Source organism: Bradyrhizobium sp. JYMT SZCCT0180 (genome assembly GCF_018130165.1).
In the GTDB taxonomy this organism is placed as follows: domain Bacteria; phylum Pseudomonadota; class Alphaproteobacteria; order Rhizobiales; family Xanthobacteraceae; genus Bradyrhizobium.
This window is the reverse complement of the sequence record NZ_JAFCLZ010000001.1, coordinates 428,657-447,053: the sequence shown is the minus strand read 5'-3', so window position 1 is coordinate 447,053 and position 18,397 is coordinate 428,657. Positions and strand designations below refer to the sequence as shown.

The window sequence follows — 18,397 nt, the reverse complement described above, 5'->3', positions numbered from 1 at the left end:
GATAACGTGGTGCGTGGCGGAAAGTTCCGCATCAAATGCGACCGAACGCCCGCATCACATACTCGATGAACACGCGCACGCGCGGCGAGAGCTGGCGGTTGCGCGGATAGAGCAGCGATACCGGCACCGATGGCGGCGGACAATCCGCCAGCACCTGGATCAGCGTGCCGTTCGCCAGATCGGTCTCGGCGTGAAAGCGCGGCACTTGCACAAGCCCAAGGCCAAGCCGCGCTGTGGCGAGATAGCTTTCAGGTCCCGTTACCGACATCACCACCGGCAACGGGATCTCGCGCAACGCATCGCCGATCATGAACTCCATCGGCCGCAACCGTCCCGTCGTGAGCGAGCGCAGCCCGATCATGTGATGACCGTCGAGCGTGTCCGGATCAGTCGGCGTGCCGTAGCGCGCGAAATAATTTGGCGCGGCACAGGTCAAGCGCTCCAGCGCCACCACCTGCCGCGCGATCATGTCGCTGTCCGGCAGATGGCCGAAGCGCAACACGCAGTCGACGCCTTCGCGGATTAGGTCGATCCAGCGATCGCTCTCGCTCATATTGATTTCGATGTCGGGGTATTGCGCGAAAAAGCCCGGCAGGTTCGGCAGCAGGAAGTGTCGCGCCAGCGTGCCCTGCACTTCGAGCCGCAACATTCCCTTCGGCCTGGCGCCGCCGAACGCGCCTTCGGCATCCTCGAGATCGGCAATCAGGGAAAGGCAGCGCCGGTAATGCGCTTCGCCATCCAGCGTCGGGCGGACCTGCCGCGTGGTCCGCTCCAGCAGCCGCACGCCGAGACGCGCTTCCAGCGTCTTCACGGCGTCGGTCACCGTCGAGCGCGGCAGGCCGAGATCATCGGCCGCGAGCGAAAAACTGCGCCGCTCCACCACCCGTGTGAACACCCGCATCGCGTCAAATCGGTCCATGATATTATTCGTTATTTTCGGATAGTGATGACAATTAATGCATGATTATCCGGGCAGGGGAAAGCCATAGGTTTCTTCCATCAGCAGCGGCCGAAGCCGCTCAATCGTGGGAGAGATAAAATGTCAAACGAAACCAATAAGGTAGCAATCGTAACCGGTGCTTCGCGCGGGATTGGCGCTGCGGTCGCCGAACGGCTCGCGGCCGACGGCTTCACCGTCGTCATCAACTATTCCGGCGACACCAAGTCGGCCGAGGCGCTGGCCCGCAAGATCGAGGGCAAGGGCGGCAGGGCGCTGACCGCCAGGGCCGATGTCAGCGACGCGAGCGCGGTGCGCGGCATGTTCGATGCGGCGGAAGCGGCGTTCGGCGGTATCGACGTGCTCGTCAACAATGCCGGCATCATGAAGCTGGCAAAAATCGCCGACAGCGACGACGCGTTGTTCGACCAGCAGGTCGCGATCAATCTCAAGGGCAGTTTCAACGCGATGCGCGAAGCCGCGAGAAGGCTGCGCGACGGCGGCCGCATCGTCAACTTCTCGACCAGCGTGGTCGGAACCCGGATCGAGACCTACGGCGTTTATGCCGCGACCAAGGCTGCGATCGAAACCATGACGGCGGTCTTGGCCAAGGAGCTGCGTGGCCGTTCGATCACCGTCAACGCGGTGGCGCCGGGACCGACCGCGACGGACCTGTTCCTCAAGGGCAAGACGCAGGAAGTCATCGAGCGCTTCGCCAAGATGAATCCGCTGGAACGGCTCGGCACGCCCGAGGACATCGCCGCCAGCGTCGCCTTCCTCGCCGGTCCCGACGGCTCGTGGATCAATGGCCAAACCCTGCGCGCCAATGGTGGCATGGTCTGAGCGAGCAAGCACGTCCCATCCGCGTCATTGCGAGCGTTAGAGAAGCAATCCATCGCGCCGCAAGTGGACAGATGGATTGCTTCGTCGCTATCGCTCCCTTGCACAAACGCTTCGCGTTTGTTGCAGGCAATGACGAAACATGGCGCCTCAGGCGCCGTCGGCCGATTTCCCGCGCAGCCAGGCCAGCATTGGCGCGTTGATCTCGCGCGGGTAGGTGTGGCTGAGATCGTCGATCTCGCGATAGGTCACCTCGGCGCCGGCAACTGATAGCAATTGCCGAGTTTGCCGCGCTACCTGTACCGGAAACATCCAGTCGAGCTTGCCATGCACGAGGTGGATCGGCAGGCCGCGCAGTCTCTCCGCATCCGCCATTTCAGCCATCAGCGGATGGAACGTCGCCGAGACCGGCGCGAGATGCGTGAACGGTGAGCCGCTTTCGAGCCCGCTGACATAGCAGAAGGTGCCGCCGTCGCTCATGCCGGTCAGCAGCATTTTTTGCGCGTCGATGTTCCAGCGCGAGCGCACCTGTTCCAGGATGCGCATCAGGTTCGGCGTGTCGGTATCCTCGCCCATCAAGGCCCAGGTGGTTTTGCTGTTCGAAGGATTTCCTGTCGCGGTCGGCGCGATCAGGATGGCGCCGTGGCTTCGCGCGTCGCGCAGCCAGCTCCACAGAAAACCGCGGCCATTGCCGCTGCCGCCATGCAGCGCCATCACCAGCGGCCAGGCACGGTCCGGCGTATAATATTCCGGCACATAGAGCGAGAAGCCACCGCGGCTGCCGGGCTCGTTATGGTCGTGAAAAATTCCGGTGTTTTCATTGGCCGGTTGCGCCAGCCGTGCGGCGAGATCGGTATCCTCGCGGAGCGAAGGCTCGACGAAGAACTCGCTGACCGGCGGCAATTTTTCGACCAGCGCATAGAGCGCCTCCTGCGCGCGCGGCGAATAGCGCAGCGCCCGAAACACGCTGACCAGATCGCCGTTGCCGTTCTGCACCTCGCGCAGGCCGTCAAAGGCGGCGAGCGCCGCGTCGCTGGCGGTTTCGAGCACGGTCTTGATATCGCTGAATTCCGCGGGCCAACGCAATAGCCGCGGGCGCACCGCGCGCAGCGCCTCGTCAGGCGTGCCGGCCGCTTCCATCACGCGACCAAAATCCGGCGGGTTCAGATGGCGCGCGACAAAGCCGAGCGCTTCGAGCGATTGCAACAGCGGCGGCAGCACAGCCACGATGTCGTCCACCACGGCCTCGCTCATTGCGCATTCCCTGTTTATTGGAGCTTTTGTTCTGGCGCCGCGTTCTCGGTGCAGTCTTCTTAGCGCAGTCTTGCTCAGTGAAGTCTTGCTCAGTGAAGTCTTGCTCAGTGAAGTCTCGGCGCCTTCAGCAGCTTGGCGCGTTCGACCGAGGTCAGCACGACGTCGAAAGTGACGCCCTCATGATAGACCGTGAGCGGCACGTCGACGCCGGCCGGTCCGAGCGACCAGAGTTTTCGGTAGAAGCCGGTCTGGCTGGTGACCTTGTCGCCGTTGATCGCGAGGATGACGTCGCCGGTCTTGATTTCGGCGCGCGCCGCGGGACCCTTGCCGGCGACGCCGACCACCACGATGCGGTTGTCGATCTCGGTCGAAAACATCCCGAGCCATGGCCGCGCCGGCTTGTTGACGCGGCCGAACTTGCGTAAGTCGTCGAGCACCGGCTTCAACAGGTCGATCGGCACGATCATGTTGACGTGTTCGGCCTTGCCCTCGCGCTCGCGTTCGAGCTGCAGCGAGCCGATGCCGATCAATTCGCCCCGGCCGGAGATCAGCCCGGTGCCGCCCCAGTTCGGATGCGCGGGGTGGGTAAAGAGCGCTTCATCCAGCAGATACTCCCAATAGCCGGCGAATTCCTGCTTGGCCGCGATCTGGCTCGCGACCGATCGCGTGCGGCCGCCGGCGCCGCCGAGCACGACGCGGTCGCCGACCCTGGTGATGGCGGAAGAGCCGAGCGGCAGCGGCTCGATGTCGAGACGTCCGAGCGCCTGCACCAGGCCGAAGCCGGATTCGAAGTCAAAGCCGAGCGGATGGCCCTGCATCACGCGGCCGTCGCCCAGATGCAGCCACACGGTCTCGGCCTCGGTAATGAGATAGCCGATGGTCAGCACCAGGCCGTCGTCGATCAGAACGCCATTGCCGGCGCGCTCGGTGCCGAGTGTTTCCGCGCTGAAGGCGTCGGCGGGGATAATCGAATGCAGCCCGACCACCGAGGCCAGTGCGCGGTCGAGATCAAAACTGTAATCGCCCGGGCGCGGCTGGTTGGCCGGCGGCACTTTCCATTCGGTCAAAGAGGGCATGAAGGGTCTCCCATACGGTTGCGCGCAGCTAACCAACGCCGCGCAACCCGAATAGATCATGGTCCTGTCAGCGGCAGCCTTTGCCGGATTATATCAGCGAAACGGCCGCGGATCGAGATCGCGGATCGAACGCGGCTTGCGATCCGTACACCGATGGAAGGCGCGTCAGCTCCGCCATTCCCGATAATCGCGCTTGACTTTGTCGGCCGCAACCGCCGCGGCGGCGTTCAGCCAGCCGCGCGGGCGTTTCGCAAGGTCAGCCTGCAGCGCCTCGACCGGCACCGCGCCGGCCGCGTGGACCGACGCCACTTCCAGTCCCATCGCCTCCAGCAGCTTGAGGTGCAATTTCCTGCCGGCGGCATCACCCAGCTCGATCTTGCGGGAATCGGCGGCGATGCGCCGAAAGATGAATTGATGGCGCACGTCGAGAAACGGATCCGGCGCGCGATAGCGGCTGTTCGCCAGCGCCAGGAAATTCGACTTGCTGGATTTCTTGCCAGATTTCTTGCCGGATGTTTGGCCGTTGGCATATGTCCACGCCGAGGGCACCAGCGCCTTTGCCTCGCGCAATACCTGCCCGCCGCGCCAGGCGCCGACCGCGACGTAGCGCGGCCGCCCCAGGCTGCCGCCACCCTTGTAGAGCAGGCGACATAATCGGATGCGCTTTTTGTCCACGCCGTCAGGCAGGCTTTCGATCAGCGCTTTGGCGATCGCGGGCGGCGGCTTGTAATCCGGGTAGTCGGCAACTTCCTTCCAGAACTCCTTCAGCCTGTCTTCCTCAGGTTCGGCATAGGGCCGCAACCAGCTTTGGTCTTCGAACAGCAGCGCCGGCCGTGGCTCTTTAAGGCCGTCACGATAGCCCCGGAGCAGGGCGCTGGCGGCATGCCTGGGATCGACCGCCGGATTCGGCGCAAGCTGGATGCTGGCCGCGAGCCGGACCAGATCGAGCACGTAGGGCATGACAGCGGCTTCGTCGAAATCGTTGATGCCCCAGACCAGGCGGCCGTCCGCATCGCGCCAGGTCCCGAAATTCTCCAGATGCAGATCGCCGACCGAAAGCAACTGCGGCGCATCCATCAGCTCCGGACACCAGTCGCCGATTTTTCTGGCCCAGCGGAAATAGGTCGCCCGCAGAAAGATGAAGGGGGTCTTCTTCATCCGTTTGTGCTTGTAGGCGATATCCTTTTTGACGACGTCGCACTGCGTGGCGAGCCAGGCCTCGTAGGCCCTGTTATCCCTGCGGAAAGACATGTCATGTTCCAATGCGAGGCGGCCGATCGGAGTCGGCGTACCGGCCAGAGTATCCTACCTCAGGATGTATCGTGTTTAAATATCGCTGAAAGAGAGGGTTGGCTTTTGGGAGCCCTGGCCGGTTGCCTTCAATCCGTTTTGGCCCGCGCGCTGGACGACATGATCGCTCCGGAACAAACGGATGTCCTGAGCCGGCCCGGGAGCCCTCCCGGATCGTAACGACGAAGCGGTTTGCTGGCAGCTTTCGTGCTAAAAGCGTATCGTTTACTGGTTGCGGAAGAACGAACCATGAGCGGCGATAAGAATTTCGATCGGTCAACTCTGGAGCATGCCCTTGCCGAACTTGGCCAGAGAGCATTTGCGGCCGGTCGCACCGTCGAGATCGCGATATATGGCGGATCGGCTCTCCTGCTCACCTTGAACAGACAGATCAACACCGGCGACGTCGATGCGGTATTCGAGGGAAACAAAGACTTCATCAAAAGGCTCGCGGCGGAGATGGCCGAGGAGTTCGGGTGGGACAAAAACTGGTTGAACGACGGCGTGAAGGGATGGCTCAGCGGCAGAGACGCTGAGCCCGATGTGAAGGCCTTGTTTAAGACCTATCCGACGGAGGACCAGCCAGGTCTGCGTGTATATACGGCGAAACCGGAATACCTGTTTGCGATGAAATGCCGGGCGATGCGAGTCGGAGGCATTGAAACGAACTCGGACATCGATGACATCAAGCTTCTCGCTCGGGCAATAGGTATCAAGAAAAGCGAGGATGCCCTGACCTTGGTCGAAAAATTCTACCCGCAAAACATGCTCCAACCCAAAACACGGTTGGGACTTGAAGAAATTTTTTCAAACCTGGACATTGACCGAGGCGATGGTCACCCCACTGGCTCGTCGAGCCCGCCATGAATCTGTTCCGCAGAAAACCAGGATCGTTGGGCGAGGTGGTCCGTCGGGTCCAGGCCGGCGAACAGAAGTTCGACCCGTCGCTTCGGGAGTTTCTCGATTCGTTTTATACGAACGTGGAGTCACGCCAGCGAGCGATCGAAGAGCGGCCGGCTTCCATTGACGCCGTGCACGACGCCTACGTGGCGGCAGTCGCCGAGCATCTTGCGCGCGTTTACGGGCTGCCGATACCGGAGTGGAGCGAGACCCATGGTAACGGGCTTCGTGAACCTTTCTTCGCGGGCGGTTTGCAGTCTCTCAAGGGGGTGCTGCTTGCAGAGAGTCCGACGGCCTTTCGTCGGCGCCTGCTGTTTGTAAGCAAGGACGCGCTGTCGAGGCCAAGAATGTAGTTTATCCCGGCCCTTTTTCTCACTCCGCCTTGGCCCGCGCCCGCGCCGGCAATATCCGGAACGCGCGGTTCTCCTTCAGCCAGGCGGCGCGCTCGTCGCGCAGCAGGGTGCGGCGGACCTTGCCGGAATCATCGCGCAGGCCGACGTCGACCACTTCAAAACTTTCCGGGTGCTTGTAGCGGCTGAGCAGGTCGGAGAGAAAATCGCCCATGCCGTCGGCGACCGATTGCGCGTCGGCGTCGGGCCCAAGTTCCAGGATTGCGTGCACGCGCTGGCCGAACTCGGCGTCAGGCAGGCCGACCGCGACGCAGGAGCGAACTTGCGGATGCGCGGATACCGCAGCCTCGATTTCGGCCGGGTAGATGTTGGCGCCGCCGCGCAGGATCATGTCGGCGAGCCGGTCGCCGAGATACAGATAGCCGTCGGCGTCCAGCCTTCCGATGTCGCCGAGCGATTCCCAGCCGTCGGCGCGGCGTTTTGGTTCGGCGCCGAGGTAATGATAGGAGCTGCCGGCGCCGTCATTGGGCAGGAAATAGATTTCACCGGTCTCGCCGGTCGGGACCTCGTTGCCGTCCTCGCCGATGATGCGCAGGCGGGAGGTCTCGGCGATCTTGCCGACCGATCCCCTGTGTTCGAGCCATTCGACGCCCGAAATGATGCAGGCGCCCTGTGCTTCGGTGCCGCCATAGAGCTCATAGATGCGCTCGGGCCCGAGCCATTCGATCCATTTTTCCTTCAGCCATGGCGGCATTGGCGCGGCCATGTGAAACACGATTTGCAGGCTCGACAGATCGTAGCGGCTCCGCACCCCGTCCGGCAGCGCCCAGATCCGGTGCATCATGGTCGGCACGAAATTGACCCACTGCACCCGGCTCGCTTCGATCAGGCGCAGGCATTCCTCGGCGTCGAACTTGACGAGGCCGGTGACGCGCCCGCCATGGAACAGCGCGGTGTGCGAAACAATGAAGGGCGCGTTGTGGTAGAGCGGCCCGGGGTTGAGCAGCGAAGCGCCGAGCGGCATGCCGAGCGCGGCGGGGCCCGCGGTATCGATCACGGCGGGCCGGTGGTCGAGGATCACCTTCGGCCGGCCGGTCGAGCCGCCAGAGGTCATCGCCTTCCAGTAGCGCGCCACCGGGTTGTCGATCGGATCTCCGGAAAACCCGTCCGGCCTGAAATCAATCGGTAGCGCGTTGGGCGCATTCCAGTCCGGCTGGCCACCGACGACAAGCGAAGGCTTGAGAATCCCCAGCACCGCAGCCGCCTCGCCGCGCGGCAACCGCCAGGTCAGCGAGGTCGGCGTCGCGCCGCATTTCCACACCGCAAACGTGGTCTCGAAAAACGCGTTGCTGTTGGGCAGGCCGATGGCGACGAAATCGCCCGGCTTGACGCCCTTGGCCGCAAAGGCGCGGGCACGGGCGTTGGCATTGCGCTCCAGCTGCTCCCAGGTCAGCGTCTCAGCGCCATGGCTGATCGCGATCGTGTCTTTCGGTTTGCGCCCGGCATACCAGCGCGGCACGTCGGCAAGGGGGATCAGCATGGGGAGTTTCCATTGCGGGGCGTCTTGATGCCGCTCTTGTGTTTCGTATCAGGCGGCATGTGGCCACCGCTGGCACTTCGCCAACAGCAGACATTGTCACTCAAGACGGCCGCGGCGTCCATATTGCCACAGACAATAGCAACCTCCGATCGCGAGCGTTCACCTCATCGCGCGGCTTAAGCGCCTGACCGCCGACGATTTCCGTTCACGGATATTGTCGGGGTCCACCGTCACGTCTCAAAAATGCTACCTGCCGATATCATAATGGGCCCGCGCACCGATAGGTCGCGTCCGCTTCCATCGTGTGCCGTGTGCCGGAATTGGAACCACGCGTTCCGCATTACTACGGAGCTATGCATGCGCATTTTGTTGTTGCGTCCGTCGCATTTGCATCTAACTCTTTGCGATGCTGCGAGGAGAAATCCACATCGCGGCCGATGGTTAGGAGTTTTGTATTGGGGGAAAATTTGTTGTCGAGAGTAAAGGCGTACCAGGGTGGGGTTGATCTCGGAGCAAGATCGCCGTTTTGCGACACTCCAAATGAAGACGCTCCAAATGAAGAAGGCCGCGAATGTCTGATCGCGGGCTCGCTTCAGTGAAACCTCTGGGCGGAACCGGTAACCGCCTTCTTGCCGCGCTGCCGCCGTCGGACCTCGATCTGCTGGGGCCCGTGCTGGAGACGGTCGCACTCGATCCGGACGCGGTCATTTCGCGAGCGGGTGATCCGATCGAGCATGTCCTTTTCCCTCATAGCGGCGCCATCTCGCTGATGATCGACATGGCGGACGGGCAGACGGTCGCCACCGCCGCGGTCGGGCGCGAGGGGGCAATCGGCATTCTTTCAGTGCTCGGGCCGTCACCTTCGGCCGTTACCGCGGTCGTTCGTGCGGCGGGCATCGCCTCGCGGATTCCTGCGTCGCGCTTTCACGCCGCCTTCAATCGCAGTCCGGCGATCCGGCACCTGGTCCAGAATCACGTCAGGGCGATGCTGGTACAGTTCCAACTCGGCTCGGCCTGCAATGCGCTGCACCCGGTCGAAGCCCGCATGGCCCGCTGGCTGCTGCAGTTTCGCGACCGCATCGACCACGACGTTCTCCCGCTCACCCAACAGGCGTTGTCGCAGATCCTTGGTGTGCGACGAACGACGGTGACCCTCCTGATGGGCAAACTGCGCGCTGCCGGAGCGATCAGGTCCGATCAACGAGGCCGGATCGAGATCGACCGATCGCGGCTCGCGGCGGCATCGTGCGAATGCCACGGCACCATGCGTCTCGAAGTCGAGGAGATCTTTTCGTCGAACACGGCCCGATCACGCGCGGCGGCTGCGCCCGTTGGCGCGCGCATCCCGGAAACTGAATCGGGCGATGTCGTGTGAGCGCGCGACCGCGGACCTAGCCGCGCTGCGACTGGCCGTTGCGTCGTTTCTTCCCGTTGTGTCGTTTCTTTGCCTCGAGCTTGGCAAGCTCGTGCAGCACCTTTGCCGTCTGGCGCAGCTCGTTGCGCGCGGGGCCCGGCTTCAGCCGTCGTGCTTCTTCAAGAAAGTCCCTGGCCTGCAGCAGCCAGGTCGATGTTTCAGTTGAGATTTCCATGCGCGCCATGGTGTCCCCCATTGCGCCGCGACGGTCAGGCGCTGGAGCCCGCGCCGAGACGCCGCGTCCGGATGCTCGGCTCGTGGACCCAAGCTTCCCGCGCGAACCAGTCGTGATAGGTGCTGCATATCGGGCAATGAGTGCGCGAGAAGAACACCGCGCTACGTCCAAAGCTCTCGCGATCGATCTTGATGCCGGTGGGGATCGCGCGTCCGCTTTGCGGACATTTCACCATAACCATACCCATGTGTCCCTCCCTTGAAATGGTACTTGCTGTCTTTGCAGCAAAGCACCGGCCGGTTGGATTTGCGCCTCTTGTCGGTGCGGTGACTGGGGGGCATAGCGCACCTGTGCATTTGTCTGATCGAGCATGGGGTGGGCATGCTCGTTGCAGGGCTTAATCCAACCGGCCGGATCCCTCCTTGAACGAATCCTCTTTGTGAATTGGGTGCCGCTTTTCTAGCTGGCTTTGTGCAGAATCTTGGCGAAGTGATCTCTGATCGGCTCACCCGTTTCCGTCGCAAGCTTCTGGGCAAGGGCCAGCAATTCCTTGTTCTGGCCGGATGCGGCGTCGAAGGTCTTGCGCGCTTGGGACGCGGACAGGGTAAAGACATCCGAAACTGATTTGCTGCCCAGCAGATTGACGAAGAAATCGATCGCGGAGACGGCGTTGGCGTTTGAGATTTCGAGCACCTTGAGCCCGTAGTCTGTCGTGCTTCTGGCATTGCTCGAATAACTCTCGCGCAGCGCTTCCGTCATCGCCTCTGACGCGACCTTCATCTTCTCGCAACCTTCCCGCGCGCGGGCAAAACCCTGCTCGGCCAACTCGAAGCTCACGCCAGGCAACGCGATCTTCGGGAGTTCCAACAGCGGCATCCCGAATACACTCGTTCCGTTCGCTGCGACTTTCGTTTCGCTTTCACTCACTGCGGCATTACCTTTCTCAAGCGAAAGCCCTTTCCCGAGACGCTCGCTTGCGTCACGAGAGCTCACGCTCCGTGTTCGATCTGTTTTTTGATGAGCTTCAATCCAGCCCCGCACCACAGTGCCCTGCGAAAACGTGGCGGTCGGTTCGATTTGCGACTCTCGACTAAAATTTTTTCGACGATGTCAATTCACACCATCGTATATAGGTATGGTTAACGGGGATGATGTTGTGAATTAATTGGACACTGCGAGGCGTGGGCTTTCGTTCGTTTCCGCCGCTGTCTTGGGCGGCCGCGCCGACCAAGGGTAACCCGATAGGGCGAGTCTCAGGAACATGCCCGTGCGGTAAAATTGCATGTGCCGATCGGCATGCACGCAGTATCGGAACGGAGACCGAGATGCGCGAACCGACCGGGGAACTTCATTCAAAAGATGGAGCTGATCATGAGCAGGATGGCACTGGTGATTGCATTCGTGCTGGCGTTGATCGGACCAGCGTCGGCACAGAAGGCCGAGATCGAGGCGACAAACGCCAAATGGATCGAATTCTTCAACAAGGCGGATTTCGCCGCGATGGCGTCATTCTACACCGCTGATGCCATCGCACTTCCGCCCGGTGCTGCGATGGTGCAGGGCCGAGCGGCGATCGAGGCAATGTGGAAAAGCATGGCCGAACAAGTAGGCGATCCGAAACTCACCGTCCTTGACGTCAAGCCGCTCGGCCCCTCTGCGGCACGCGAGATCGGGAATTTCAGCCTGAAGACCAAGGGCCCGACGCCACAGGAAGTGAGCGGGAAGTATGTTGTGGTTTGGGAAAAGGTCGGAAATGACTGGAAGATGACGACCGATATCTGGAACGACGGCAAGTAGGCCTTCTCTTTGCGTTGCCCGGTGAACTCGCTGCTTGCGTGCGTATCGGCATGCAAAGCCGATACGCGCGCAAGACGGGAGCGAAGGGCAACTCACCGACGTTGCAAATCACTTGATCTCCCATGCCGTGAGTCGCTTAGGCCGCGGGGGCAACTGCGGGTCTTTTCGCAATCAATGCGCGTCGGTCGTGAATCAAGTTCTCCAGCCGGTGGGCTGCCACGTTCAATGTGGCATCATCCACCGCGCTCTCGTCTCCATCAGCGGATTTGGCGCGCTCCGCCCTTAGAATGCCGTCGATTTCCTCTTCGATATCCGAAAGCTCGTCCTCTGTATCGACTTTCCGAATCCGACGCGCCAAGGCATAGAGAGAATCGAGCGGGCCCTCGGTTGCGCGGTTGCCGATGCGCAGGAATTTCCACGCCGCCGCAAGCATGGTGGCAACGCCACCCAGTATCATCGGCGTCAAATAGATCCAGTTGCCGTATTCATCCATGAAGCTCTGCGTCGTGCTGTTATAGACGGCCGCCGCTCCAGGGTGCAGCGGAAGGTAGGCATCCTGGTCGGTGCTCGGCGCGGTGATCTGAGCGAAAATCGGCTGCTCGCGCAGAAGAGTCCTGCGCGCGCTCATGATCGCCTGCGTGAGGCTGGTTACCAGATCGGTGCCGAGCTTCTTCTGCGCAACCAGGTATAGTGAGGTCCTCAAGGTCGTCAGGTCGTCTTCCGGGACCGGCGGCGATCCCCGCAGCGTGCCCTTCGGGACGTCGAAGCTTTCAAAGGCACGTTCGGTCTCTGCTATTACCGCCGCGGACTCGATGGGGATCAGTACCGGAACCTTTTTATGATCGAGCTGAAAAAATCCGCGAACGAGCGAGAGGTATTTTTCGGCGAGCGGGGTCGTGACGAGCAGGGCGCTGACCTGCTTTGACTGAATGGCCTGCCGGACATCCGTCAAAGCAAGGTTCTTGAACGCAACTTTTGCACTTGCCAGGTTATATTCCTTGGTCAACGCATCGACAATTTTGGCGTTCACTGCTCCGCCGACCACGCCGACCGTGCGGCCCTTCAGGCTGCCAATGCTGTCGATGGACGATCCCGGTGGCGCGATGATCAGTACGACCATATGGCTGACGACGACGACGGCTTGCGCCTGCGACAAGTCGCCGACATCGCCGCGAACCACAGCGAGATCGACCTTGGTCGCGGAGAAAGCGGCGGCAGCCTCAAGCGCTGTGCCGCTGTCGATGACCTTGAGCCGGACCGGCGCGTTCGTTGAAACGAACTCGCTTGCGATGGCTGACATTGCCTTGGCAGCCTCGCCGTCGATCGAGCCAACCGCCACGGTCAGCGTTACCGGGCGAGTGTAGTACCGATAGGCAAGGAGACCTGCGCCTGCCGCAAAGACGGCGACGCCGATAAGCAGGAAAAAGCGAAGCCAGAGCGGCAATTTTATCGACATCATGTCCGTCACTCCAGACGCATCGGCCGATAGACGTCGCTGACCAGGCCCATTACCGCTCGGTTATGGCTCGGCAATCCAGGTCCGAAAGTGCCGGAAGCGGAACTCTAACTTATTCTTCGTTTGGTCAGGATCTGCGCCCGCGCGTGCGCGTCGTCGGCGACCCTGACCACGTAGGGCTTCTCAAGTTTACGCTCTACATCAAACTCGGAGCGTCCAGTGTAGTTGATGTGCCGGCCGTAAGTGTGCAGCGATATCGAAATGTCTTTTCCAACGTTCCGGACGCTATGTATGTGTTCGGGATAACAACAGGCAATGTCACCAGCGGTCATCACCTGTTCACCGCTGCGCTTCAGGTCGGCATAGCCGGGCTTACCACCGTCATCGCGCCGGTCGTAGTTGACTTCCTGTTCCTGGCCTTCGATACCGACCACCACGGCCCAGGTTTTATGGTTGTGCGGAGTGGTGCCGCGGTCAGGCAGCCACGATACCAGGAAAACGGCCAGATCGTGATTGGGCTCTTCATGGAGCATGTGAACGCCGAAGCCCTGCTCGGCATCGCATTCACGGTATTCGGGGCGGAGTAGTTCCGGCGATTGTGCAAATTTCCTGGCGAGCGGTACGACGAGGTCCGTGATTTCCACCGGGTCAGAATGCCGAGCAGTAATCTCCCGCAGGTCGCACACATACTGGTCGAGGGTCATTGCATCTACCTCCAGGGTTTCAAGGCGTTGCAATCCGGATGAAGTCTACGACGTTCGCTGCGAAACTCAATGTCCGCACCGGGTCCAAAAGCCGGCATCGTCGCGCGACGCCCTGTGTGGGATACCTCCGTGTTGCCCGACGGGCAAATCAGTTCCGGTTTTCAGAAATCGTGTCAAGCCCCAAAATAAAAAATATTTCTGTTTTCCGGAACGACAAATCAGCTTATATGTGAGCCATCCCGTCCTACTCAGAAGGGCGTCGGCCGTCGTCACGGACGTTGGGCGGGTTGCGGTGGACGCTGGTTCACGTCTGACGACGGCGTGTATTTAGCGTACGGCAAAACCGTGTGGTCCTGGCGCCCGTTGCAGGCGTCAAGCTGTCGGAGAAGCGCAAGCTGAACCGGTGGTGACGGAGTCAACCAAGAACTCGTCTCCGGGGAGATCACGGCATAAGCCGTAAAGCCATTGCGCAGGGAAGGCCGGGTGTTCTCCGCTGCCCTGTATGCTCGTGTGCAGCCTACTTAGTGCAAACCGCACACGGGACCGCGGGTGCAGCGCGCACCCGGTCTTCCCTGCGCCCTCTCATTTCGAGGGCAAGGAGCTTCCAGCAAGACTCGGGCGCATCGCGCCGCGAGATCGCAGGCGCATATTCATCGCGTCGGCCGCATGGCAGGTCACCCGCCCGGCGCTAGGCCGGGCCTGACGAAGCTGATACGATTTCATCCAAACAACGATCGGGGACCCTAGCATGGACAATCGCAGCGACATCTGGCGGGGCATTGACGTCATCAAGCCGCGCTTCATCGATCTGGCCGACAGGGTCTGGGCGATGCCCGAGGTCTGCTACACCGAGGCGCGCTCAGCCGCCGAACATCTGGCCGAACTGCGCCATCAGGGTTTCCGCATCACCGAAAATGTCGCCGATATTCCCACCGCCCTGATGGGCGAATGGGGCGAGGGCGGTCCCGTCATCGCCTTTCTTGGCGAGTATGATGCGCTGCCCGGTCTCAGCCAGGAGGCGGGCGTCGCGGAACACCGCCCCATCGAGGCCGGCGGCCATGGCCATGGCTGCGGCCACAATTTGCTGGGTTCGGCGGCACTGCTCGCCGCCACCGCCGTGAAGGATTGGCTTGCCGCGAGCAAGATTCCGGGCCGTGTGCGCTATTACGGCTGCCCCGCCGAGGAAGGTGGTGCGGCGAAAACCTTCATGGTGCGCTCGGGCGCCTTCGATGATGCCGACATCGCCATCACCTGGCACCCCAACAGTTTCTGGGAAGTCGCGGTGACGCCGTCGCTGGCCAACACGCGTGCGGATTTCATCTTCACCGGCCGGGCCTCGCATGCCGCGGTCTCGCCGCATCTCGGCCGCAGCGCGCTCGATGCGGTGGAGCTGATGAATGTCGGCGTCAACTACATGCGCGAGCACATGCCGAGCGAAGCTCGCGTGCACTATGCGCTGCTCGACACCGGCGGCATCGCCCCCAACGTGGTGCAGGCCCACGCCCGCGTGCGCTATTCGATCCGCGATCGCGATCTGCCTGGGATGAACGCGCTGGTGGGGCGCGTTCACAAGATTGCGCAAGGCGCCGCGCTGATGACCGAAACAAGCGTGGAGATGCGGATCATTTCCGCCGTCTCCAATGTTCTGGACAACACCCCGCTCGAGCAAACCCTGCACCGCATCATGACGGACCTCGGCCCCCCGCATTTCGACGAGGCGGACAAGGAGTTCGCCACAAAAATCCGCGCAACCCTGACCGACAAGGACATCGCCTCCGTCTATCATTCGATCGGCATGGATCCGACCGACCGGCCGCTGGCTGATTTCATCGTGCCGCTGGATGCCAAGCGCAATCCGCAGATCGGTTCGACCGATGTCGGCGATGTCAGCTGGGTGGTCCCGACCGTTCAGGTCCACGCTCCCACGGTCGCCATCGGAACGCCGTTTCACACTTGGCAGATCGTCGCCCAGGGCAAGAGCCCGCATGCCCACAAGGCCATGGTGCAGGCAGCCAAGGCGATGGCCGCGCTCGGCGTCCAGGCGTTGGGCGAGCCGGAACTGATCGCAGCGGCGAAAGCCGACCTCAAGAAGCGCACCGCCCGCACGCCCTATGTCTGTCCGCTGCCGGATAATGTCGCGCCACCACTGGACATGTCATTGGGTTGAGCGGGCCTGACCTGGCGAACGAACGTTTCGGGGCTGCGCGAATGGAGTTCCCACCACTTCCCTACGTCGCGGTTGCCGAATCGTTCAAGCTGCCGCCGGGCATGAATTTTCGCGGCACGTCGGGCGTCGCCTTCAATTCCAAAGGCAACATCTTCGTCATTCATCGCGGGCTGATGCCGCTGATGGAATTCGATCCCGACGGCCATTTCATCCGCGGGTTCGGCGAGGGCATGTTCGAACGCTCGCACGGCCTGCGGATCGACGCGCAGGATAACATCTGGGCAACCGACGTTGCCGCGAACCTGGTCTACAAGTTCAATCCGTCCGGTCGGCTGGAAATGGTGCTCGGCGTCAAGGGCCACACCGGCGAGTGGCATCCGTTCGGGCACCTGCGGCTGTTCCACGAACCGAACGAGGCGGTGGTCGGTCCGACCGGCGACATCTATGTGCTGCAGGGGCACGGCAAGGGCACGTCGTGCGTGATCAAGTTCGTCCTGACGGCAATTTTATCAAGAGCTGGGGCAGCAACGGCAAGGGGCCGGGCGAATTCGATCTGCCGCACTCCCTGGTATTCGACGCGCAAGGGCTGCTCTATATCGCCGACCGCAAGAACGAGCGCATCCAGGTGTTCGACGCCGACGGCAATTACGTCAGCGAGTCTCAGCATCCCGGCGCGCCGTGCGGGCTGTTCATGGGCGACGATCAGCACATCTGGCTGGCGGCCGGTCACACCGGCCAGATCATGAAGCTCGATCTCAAGGGCACGGTGGTGGGGATGATATCAGGCGCCGGGCAGGGCAAAACGCTCGGCAAGTATGGTGAAGCCCATTACATCGCGGTGAGCCCGCGCGACGAGATCTTCGTCGCCGATACGCTGAACTGGCGCATCCAGAAATATGTGAGGGAATAATTGCCGGTGAAAGCGCATGATTGACCAGGAGTACGACACGATCATCATCGGCGGCGGCTCTGCCGGCGCCACGCTGGCCGCGCGCCTCAGCGAGGACCCCGCCCATCGCGTGCTGCTGCTCGAGGCCGGGCAGGATCTTCGCACTGCCGACACGCCGGAGCACATCCAGATCCCGAACCCGATGCGCGCCATCGGCGATGACAATTTCCGCTGGCCCAAGCTCTTGGCAAGGCGAACCGAGCGGCAGGCGCCGCGCCTGCTGTGGCGCGGGCGCGCCATGGGCGGCAGTTCCACGATCAACGGCCAGATCGCCATCCGCGCGGTGCCCGACGATCTCGACCGCTGGGAGAGAAGCGGCTGTGCGGGATGGGGCTGGGACGCGATGCTGCCCTGGTTCTGCAAGCTCGAGACCGACAAGAATTTTCCGGACGCGGCCTATCACGGCGATCGCGGCCCGATCCCGGTGTATCGCGCGCTGGTGCCGGATTGGGGAAATGTGGACCGGGCGCTGCGCCAGTCCGCGCTGGCCTTGGGCTATGGTTGGTGCGACGACCACAACGCCCCTGATGGCACCGGTGTCTCGCCCTACGCCATCAACAGCGAGGCGGGGCGCCGCGTCTCCACCAATGACGGCTATCTGGAGCCGGCGCGCGGCCGCCAGAATCTGCGGATCGTCGGCGATGCGCTGGTCGAAGGAATCGAATTCGAAGGCAACCGGCTGCACGCCCGCGCGGTCCGGGTGCGTATCGGCGGCAAATCATATGCGCCCGCGGCGAAGCATGAGGTGATCCTCTGCGCCGGTGCCATTCACTCGCCGGCGATTCTGCAGCGCTCCGGCATAGGCCCCGCGGCATTGCTGGACGGGTTGGGCATCCCTGTCCTGGCCGACCTGCCGGTCGGCGAAAACCTGCTCGACCATCCGATCATGGATGCGCTGCTGCATCTGCGCGAGCACGGTCAGGTCAACACGCTGATGCACCGCCACACCAATTGCTGCCTGCGCTACAGCTCCGGCCTCGCAAGCGCCGGTGAGAACGACATGATCATGATCGCCGGCAACCTCGCCCGCGACGTCAATCAGACGGCCAGCACCGCGCGCGGCCGCATCGCGGTGTCGGTCTATCAGGCGTTCAGCCAGGGCCACGTCCGCATCACCACGACAGATCCGACCATCGATCCGGCGGTGGAGGAGCGCATGCTGTCGGACCGCAGCGACCTCATTCGGATGCGCGACGGCGTGCGCCGCCTGCGCGAGATCTGCCTGCAGCCCGCCATCACCGACATCGCCCACCGGGTCGAATACGGCGCCACCGGGCGATCGATGGACGAGGCGCTCAGCGCCACTGAGCTGGACGACTGGCTGTTCACCGAGTGCAGCGACGCCCAGCACGCCAGCGGCACCTGCCGCATGGGTGCGGCCGACGACCCGCGCTCGGTAGTTGATCCCGAATGCCGCGTGCTCGGCTGCACCGGCCTCCGCGTCATCGACGCCTCCATCATGCCCGAAGTCCCGCGCGCCAACACGCATCTGACGACGGTCGCGATTGCCGAGCGAATGGCGGACAGGTTGAAAGGGGAGAGGTGAGG

The 18,397-nt window shown here is 62.4% G+C and carries 19 protein-coding genes; 8 read left to right on the top strand and 11 right to left on the bottom strand.

The features are described from left to right. Positions 1-31 precede the first annotated feature (31 nt). The gene (locus JQ641_RS02105) at positions 32-919 is read right to left on the bottom strand and encodes a LysR family transcriptional regulator (protein WP_211994173.1); all 888 of its coding nucleotides are present in this window, start codon (positions 917-919) and stop codon (positions 32-34) included. A gap of 120 nt (positions 920-1,039) precedes the next feature. Between JQ641_RS02105 and JQ641_RS02100 the strand changes: the two genes are divergently transcribed. Further along, positions 1,040-1,780, top strand: coding sequence for an SDR family oxidoreductase (locus tag JQ641_RS02100; protein WP_211994172.1), 741 nt, complete (start codon positions 1,040-1,042; stop codon positions 1,778-1,780). A 147-nt stretch (positions 1,781-1,927) separates the two neighbouring features. On the opposite strand, the gene JQ641_RS02095 is transcribed toward JQ641_RS02100, so the two are convergent. From JQ641_RS02095 to JQ641_RS02085, 3 genes are all read right to left on the bottom strand, one after another. Further along, positions 1,928-3,031, bottom strand: a complete 1,104-nt coding sequence (locus tag JQ641_RS02095) for an alpha/beta hydrolase (protein WP_211994171.1) — start codon at positions 3,029-3,031, stop codon at positions 1,928-1,930. A 104-nt stretch (positions 3,032-3,135) separates the two neighbouring features. Further along, positions 3,136-4,107: a S1C family serine protease gene (locus tag JQ641_RS02090; protein ID WP_211994170.1), complete on the bottom strand. Its 972-nt coding sequence runs from the start codon at positions 4,105-4,107 to the stop codon at positions 3,136-3,138. A 165-nt stretch (positions 4,108-4,272) separates the two neighbouring features. Then, on the bottom strand, positions 4,273-5,358 hold the full coding sequence (locus JQ641_RS02085) for a DUF2252 family protein (protein WP_211994169.1): 1,086 nt from the start codon (positions 5,356-5,358) through the stop codon (positions 4,273-4,275). A 231-nt stretch (positions 5,359-5,589) separates the two neighbouring features. On the opposite strand from JQ641_RS02085, the gene JQ641_RS02080 reads away from it, so the two are divergent. Beyond that, positions 5,590-6,264 carry a hypothetical protein gene (locus JQ641_RS02080; protein WP_211994168.1) on the top strand — a complete coding sequence of 225 codons (675 nt, stop codon included), beginning with the start codon at positions 5,590-5,592 and terminating at the stop codon, positions 6,262-6,264. Beyond that, entirely contained in the window at positions 6,261-6,650 is a 390-nt protein-coding gene (locus JQ641_RS02075; protein ID WP_211994167.1) for a hypothetical protein, read from the top strand. The genes JQ641_RS02080 and JQ641_RS02075 overlap by 4 nt, the downstream gene beginning before the upstream one ends. 19 nt (positions 6,651-6,669) lie before the next feature. Here JQ641_RS02075 and JQ641_RS02070 read toward each other — a convergent pair whose 3' ends face one another. Then, entirely contained in the window at positions 6,670-8,187 is a 1,518-nt protein-coding gene (locus JQ641_RS02070; protein ID WP_211994166.1) for an AMP-binding protein, read from the bottom strand. A 571-nt stretch (positions 8,188-8,758) separates the two neighbouring features. On the opposite strand from JQ641_RS02070, the gene JQ641_RS02065 reads away from it, so the two are divergent. After that, the gene (locus JQ641_RS02065) at positions 8,759-9,562 is read left to right on the top strand and encodes a Crp/Fnr family transcriptional regulator (protein ID WP_211994165.1); all 804 of its coding nucleotides are present in this window, start codon (positions 8,759-8,761) and stop codon (positions 9,560-9,562) included. A gap of 16 nt (positions 9,563-9,578) precedes the next feature. Here the strand turns inward: JQ641_RS02065 and JQ641_RS02060 are convergent, their stop codons facing one another. The 3 genes from JQ641_RS02060 to JQ641_RS38615 all read right to left on the bottom strand — a co-directional run bounded on the left by JQ641_RS02060 (position 9,579) and on the right by JQ641_RS38615 (position 10,769). Beyond that, positions 9,579-9,785, bottom strand: coding sequence for a hypothetical protein (locus JQ641_RS02060; protein WP_211994164.1), 207 nt, complete (start codon positions 9,783-9,785; stop codon positions 9,579-9,581). 25 nt (positions 9,786-9,810) lie between these two features. Then, positions 9,811-10,023, bottom strand: coding sequence for a hypothetical protein (locus JQ641_RS02055; protein WP_192738344.1), 213 nt, complete (start codon positions 10,021-10,023; stop codon positions 9,811-9,813). Positions 10,024-10,235: 212 nt separating this feature from the next. After that, on the bottom strand, positions 10,236-10,769 hold the full coding sequence (locus tag JQ641_RS38615; protein WP_349628482.1) for a phasin family protein: 534 nt from the start codon (positions 10,767-10,769) through the stop codon (positions 10,236-10,238). Between the two features lie 378 nt (positions 10,770-11,147). Between JQ641_RS38615 and JQ641_RS02045 the strand changes: the two genes are divergently transcribed. Beyond that, on the top strand, positions 11,148-11,573 hold the full coding sequence (locus JQ641_RS02045; protein ID WP_211994163.1) for a YybH family protein: 426 nt from the start codon (positions 11,148-11,150) through the stop codon (positions 11,571-11,573). A gap of 136 nt (positions 11,574-11,709) precedes the next feature. Here the strand turns inward: JQ641_RS02045 and JQ641_RS02040 are convergent, their stop codons facing one another. Together JQ641_RS02040 and JQ641_RS02035 are read right to left on the bottom strand one after the other, a co-directional pair. Beyond that, the gene (locus JQ641_RS02040; protein WP_211994162.1) at positions 11,710-13,032 is read right to left on the bottom strand and encodes a TAXI family TRAP transporter solute-binding subunit; all 1,323 of its coding nucleotides are present in this window, start codon (positions 13,030-13,032) and stop codon (positions 11,710-11,712) included. A 104-nt stretch (positions 13,033-13,136) separates the two neighbouring features. After that, complete coding sequence (locus JQ641_RS02035; RefSeq protein ID WP_211994161.1) at positions 13,137-13,733, bottom strand: cysteine dioxygenase family protein; 597 nt, start codon at positions 13,731-13,733, stop codon at positions 13,137-13,139. Between the two features lie 748 nt (positions 13,734-14,481). Here JQ641_RS02035 and JQ641_RS02030 point away from each other — a divergent pair. Then, on the top strand, positions 14,482-15,900 hold the full coding sequence (locus JQ641_RS02030; protein ID WP_211994160.1) for a M20 family metallopeptidase: 1,419 nt from the start codon (positions 14,482-14,484) through the stop codon (positions 15,898-15,900). Here JQ641_RS02030 and JQ641_RS38610 read toward each other — a convergent pair. After that, positions 15,843-16,304 (bottom strand): hypothetical protein, encoded by a 462-nt coding sequence (locus JQ641_RS38610; protein WP_211994159.1) that lies wholly within the window; start codon positions 16,302-16,304, stop codon positions 15,843-15,845. The genes JQ641_RS02030 and JQ641_RS38610 overlap by 58 nt on opposite strands. A 71-nt stretch (positions 16,305-16,375) precedes the next feature. Between JQ641_RS38610 and JQ641_RS38385 the strand changes: the two genes are divergently transcribed. After that, positions 16,376-16,810, top strand: coding sequence for a 6-bladed beta-propeller (locus JQ641_RS38385; protein WP_211994158.1), 435 nt, complete (start codon positions 16,376-16,378; stop codon positions 16,808-16,810). Positions 16,811-16,826: 16 nt separating this feature from the next. Then, a complete protein-coding gene (locus tag JQ641_RS02015) occupies positions 16,827-18,395 on the top strand; it encodes a GMC family oxidoreductase (RefSeq protein WP_211994157.1) in 1,569 nt (522 codons plus the stop codon). The last annotated feature ends 2 nt before the right edge of the window (positions 18,396-18,397 follow it).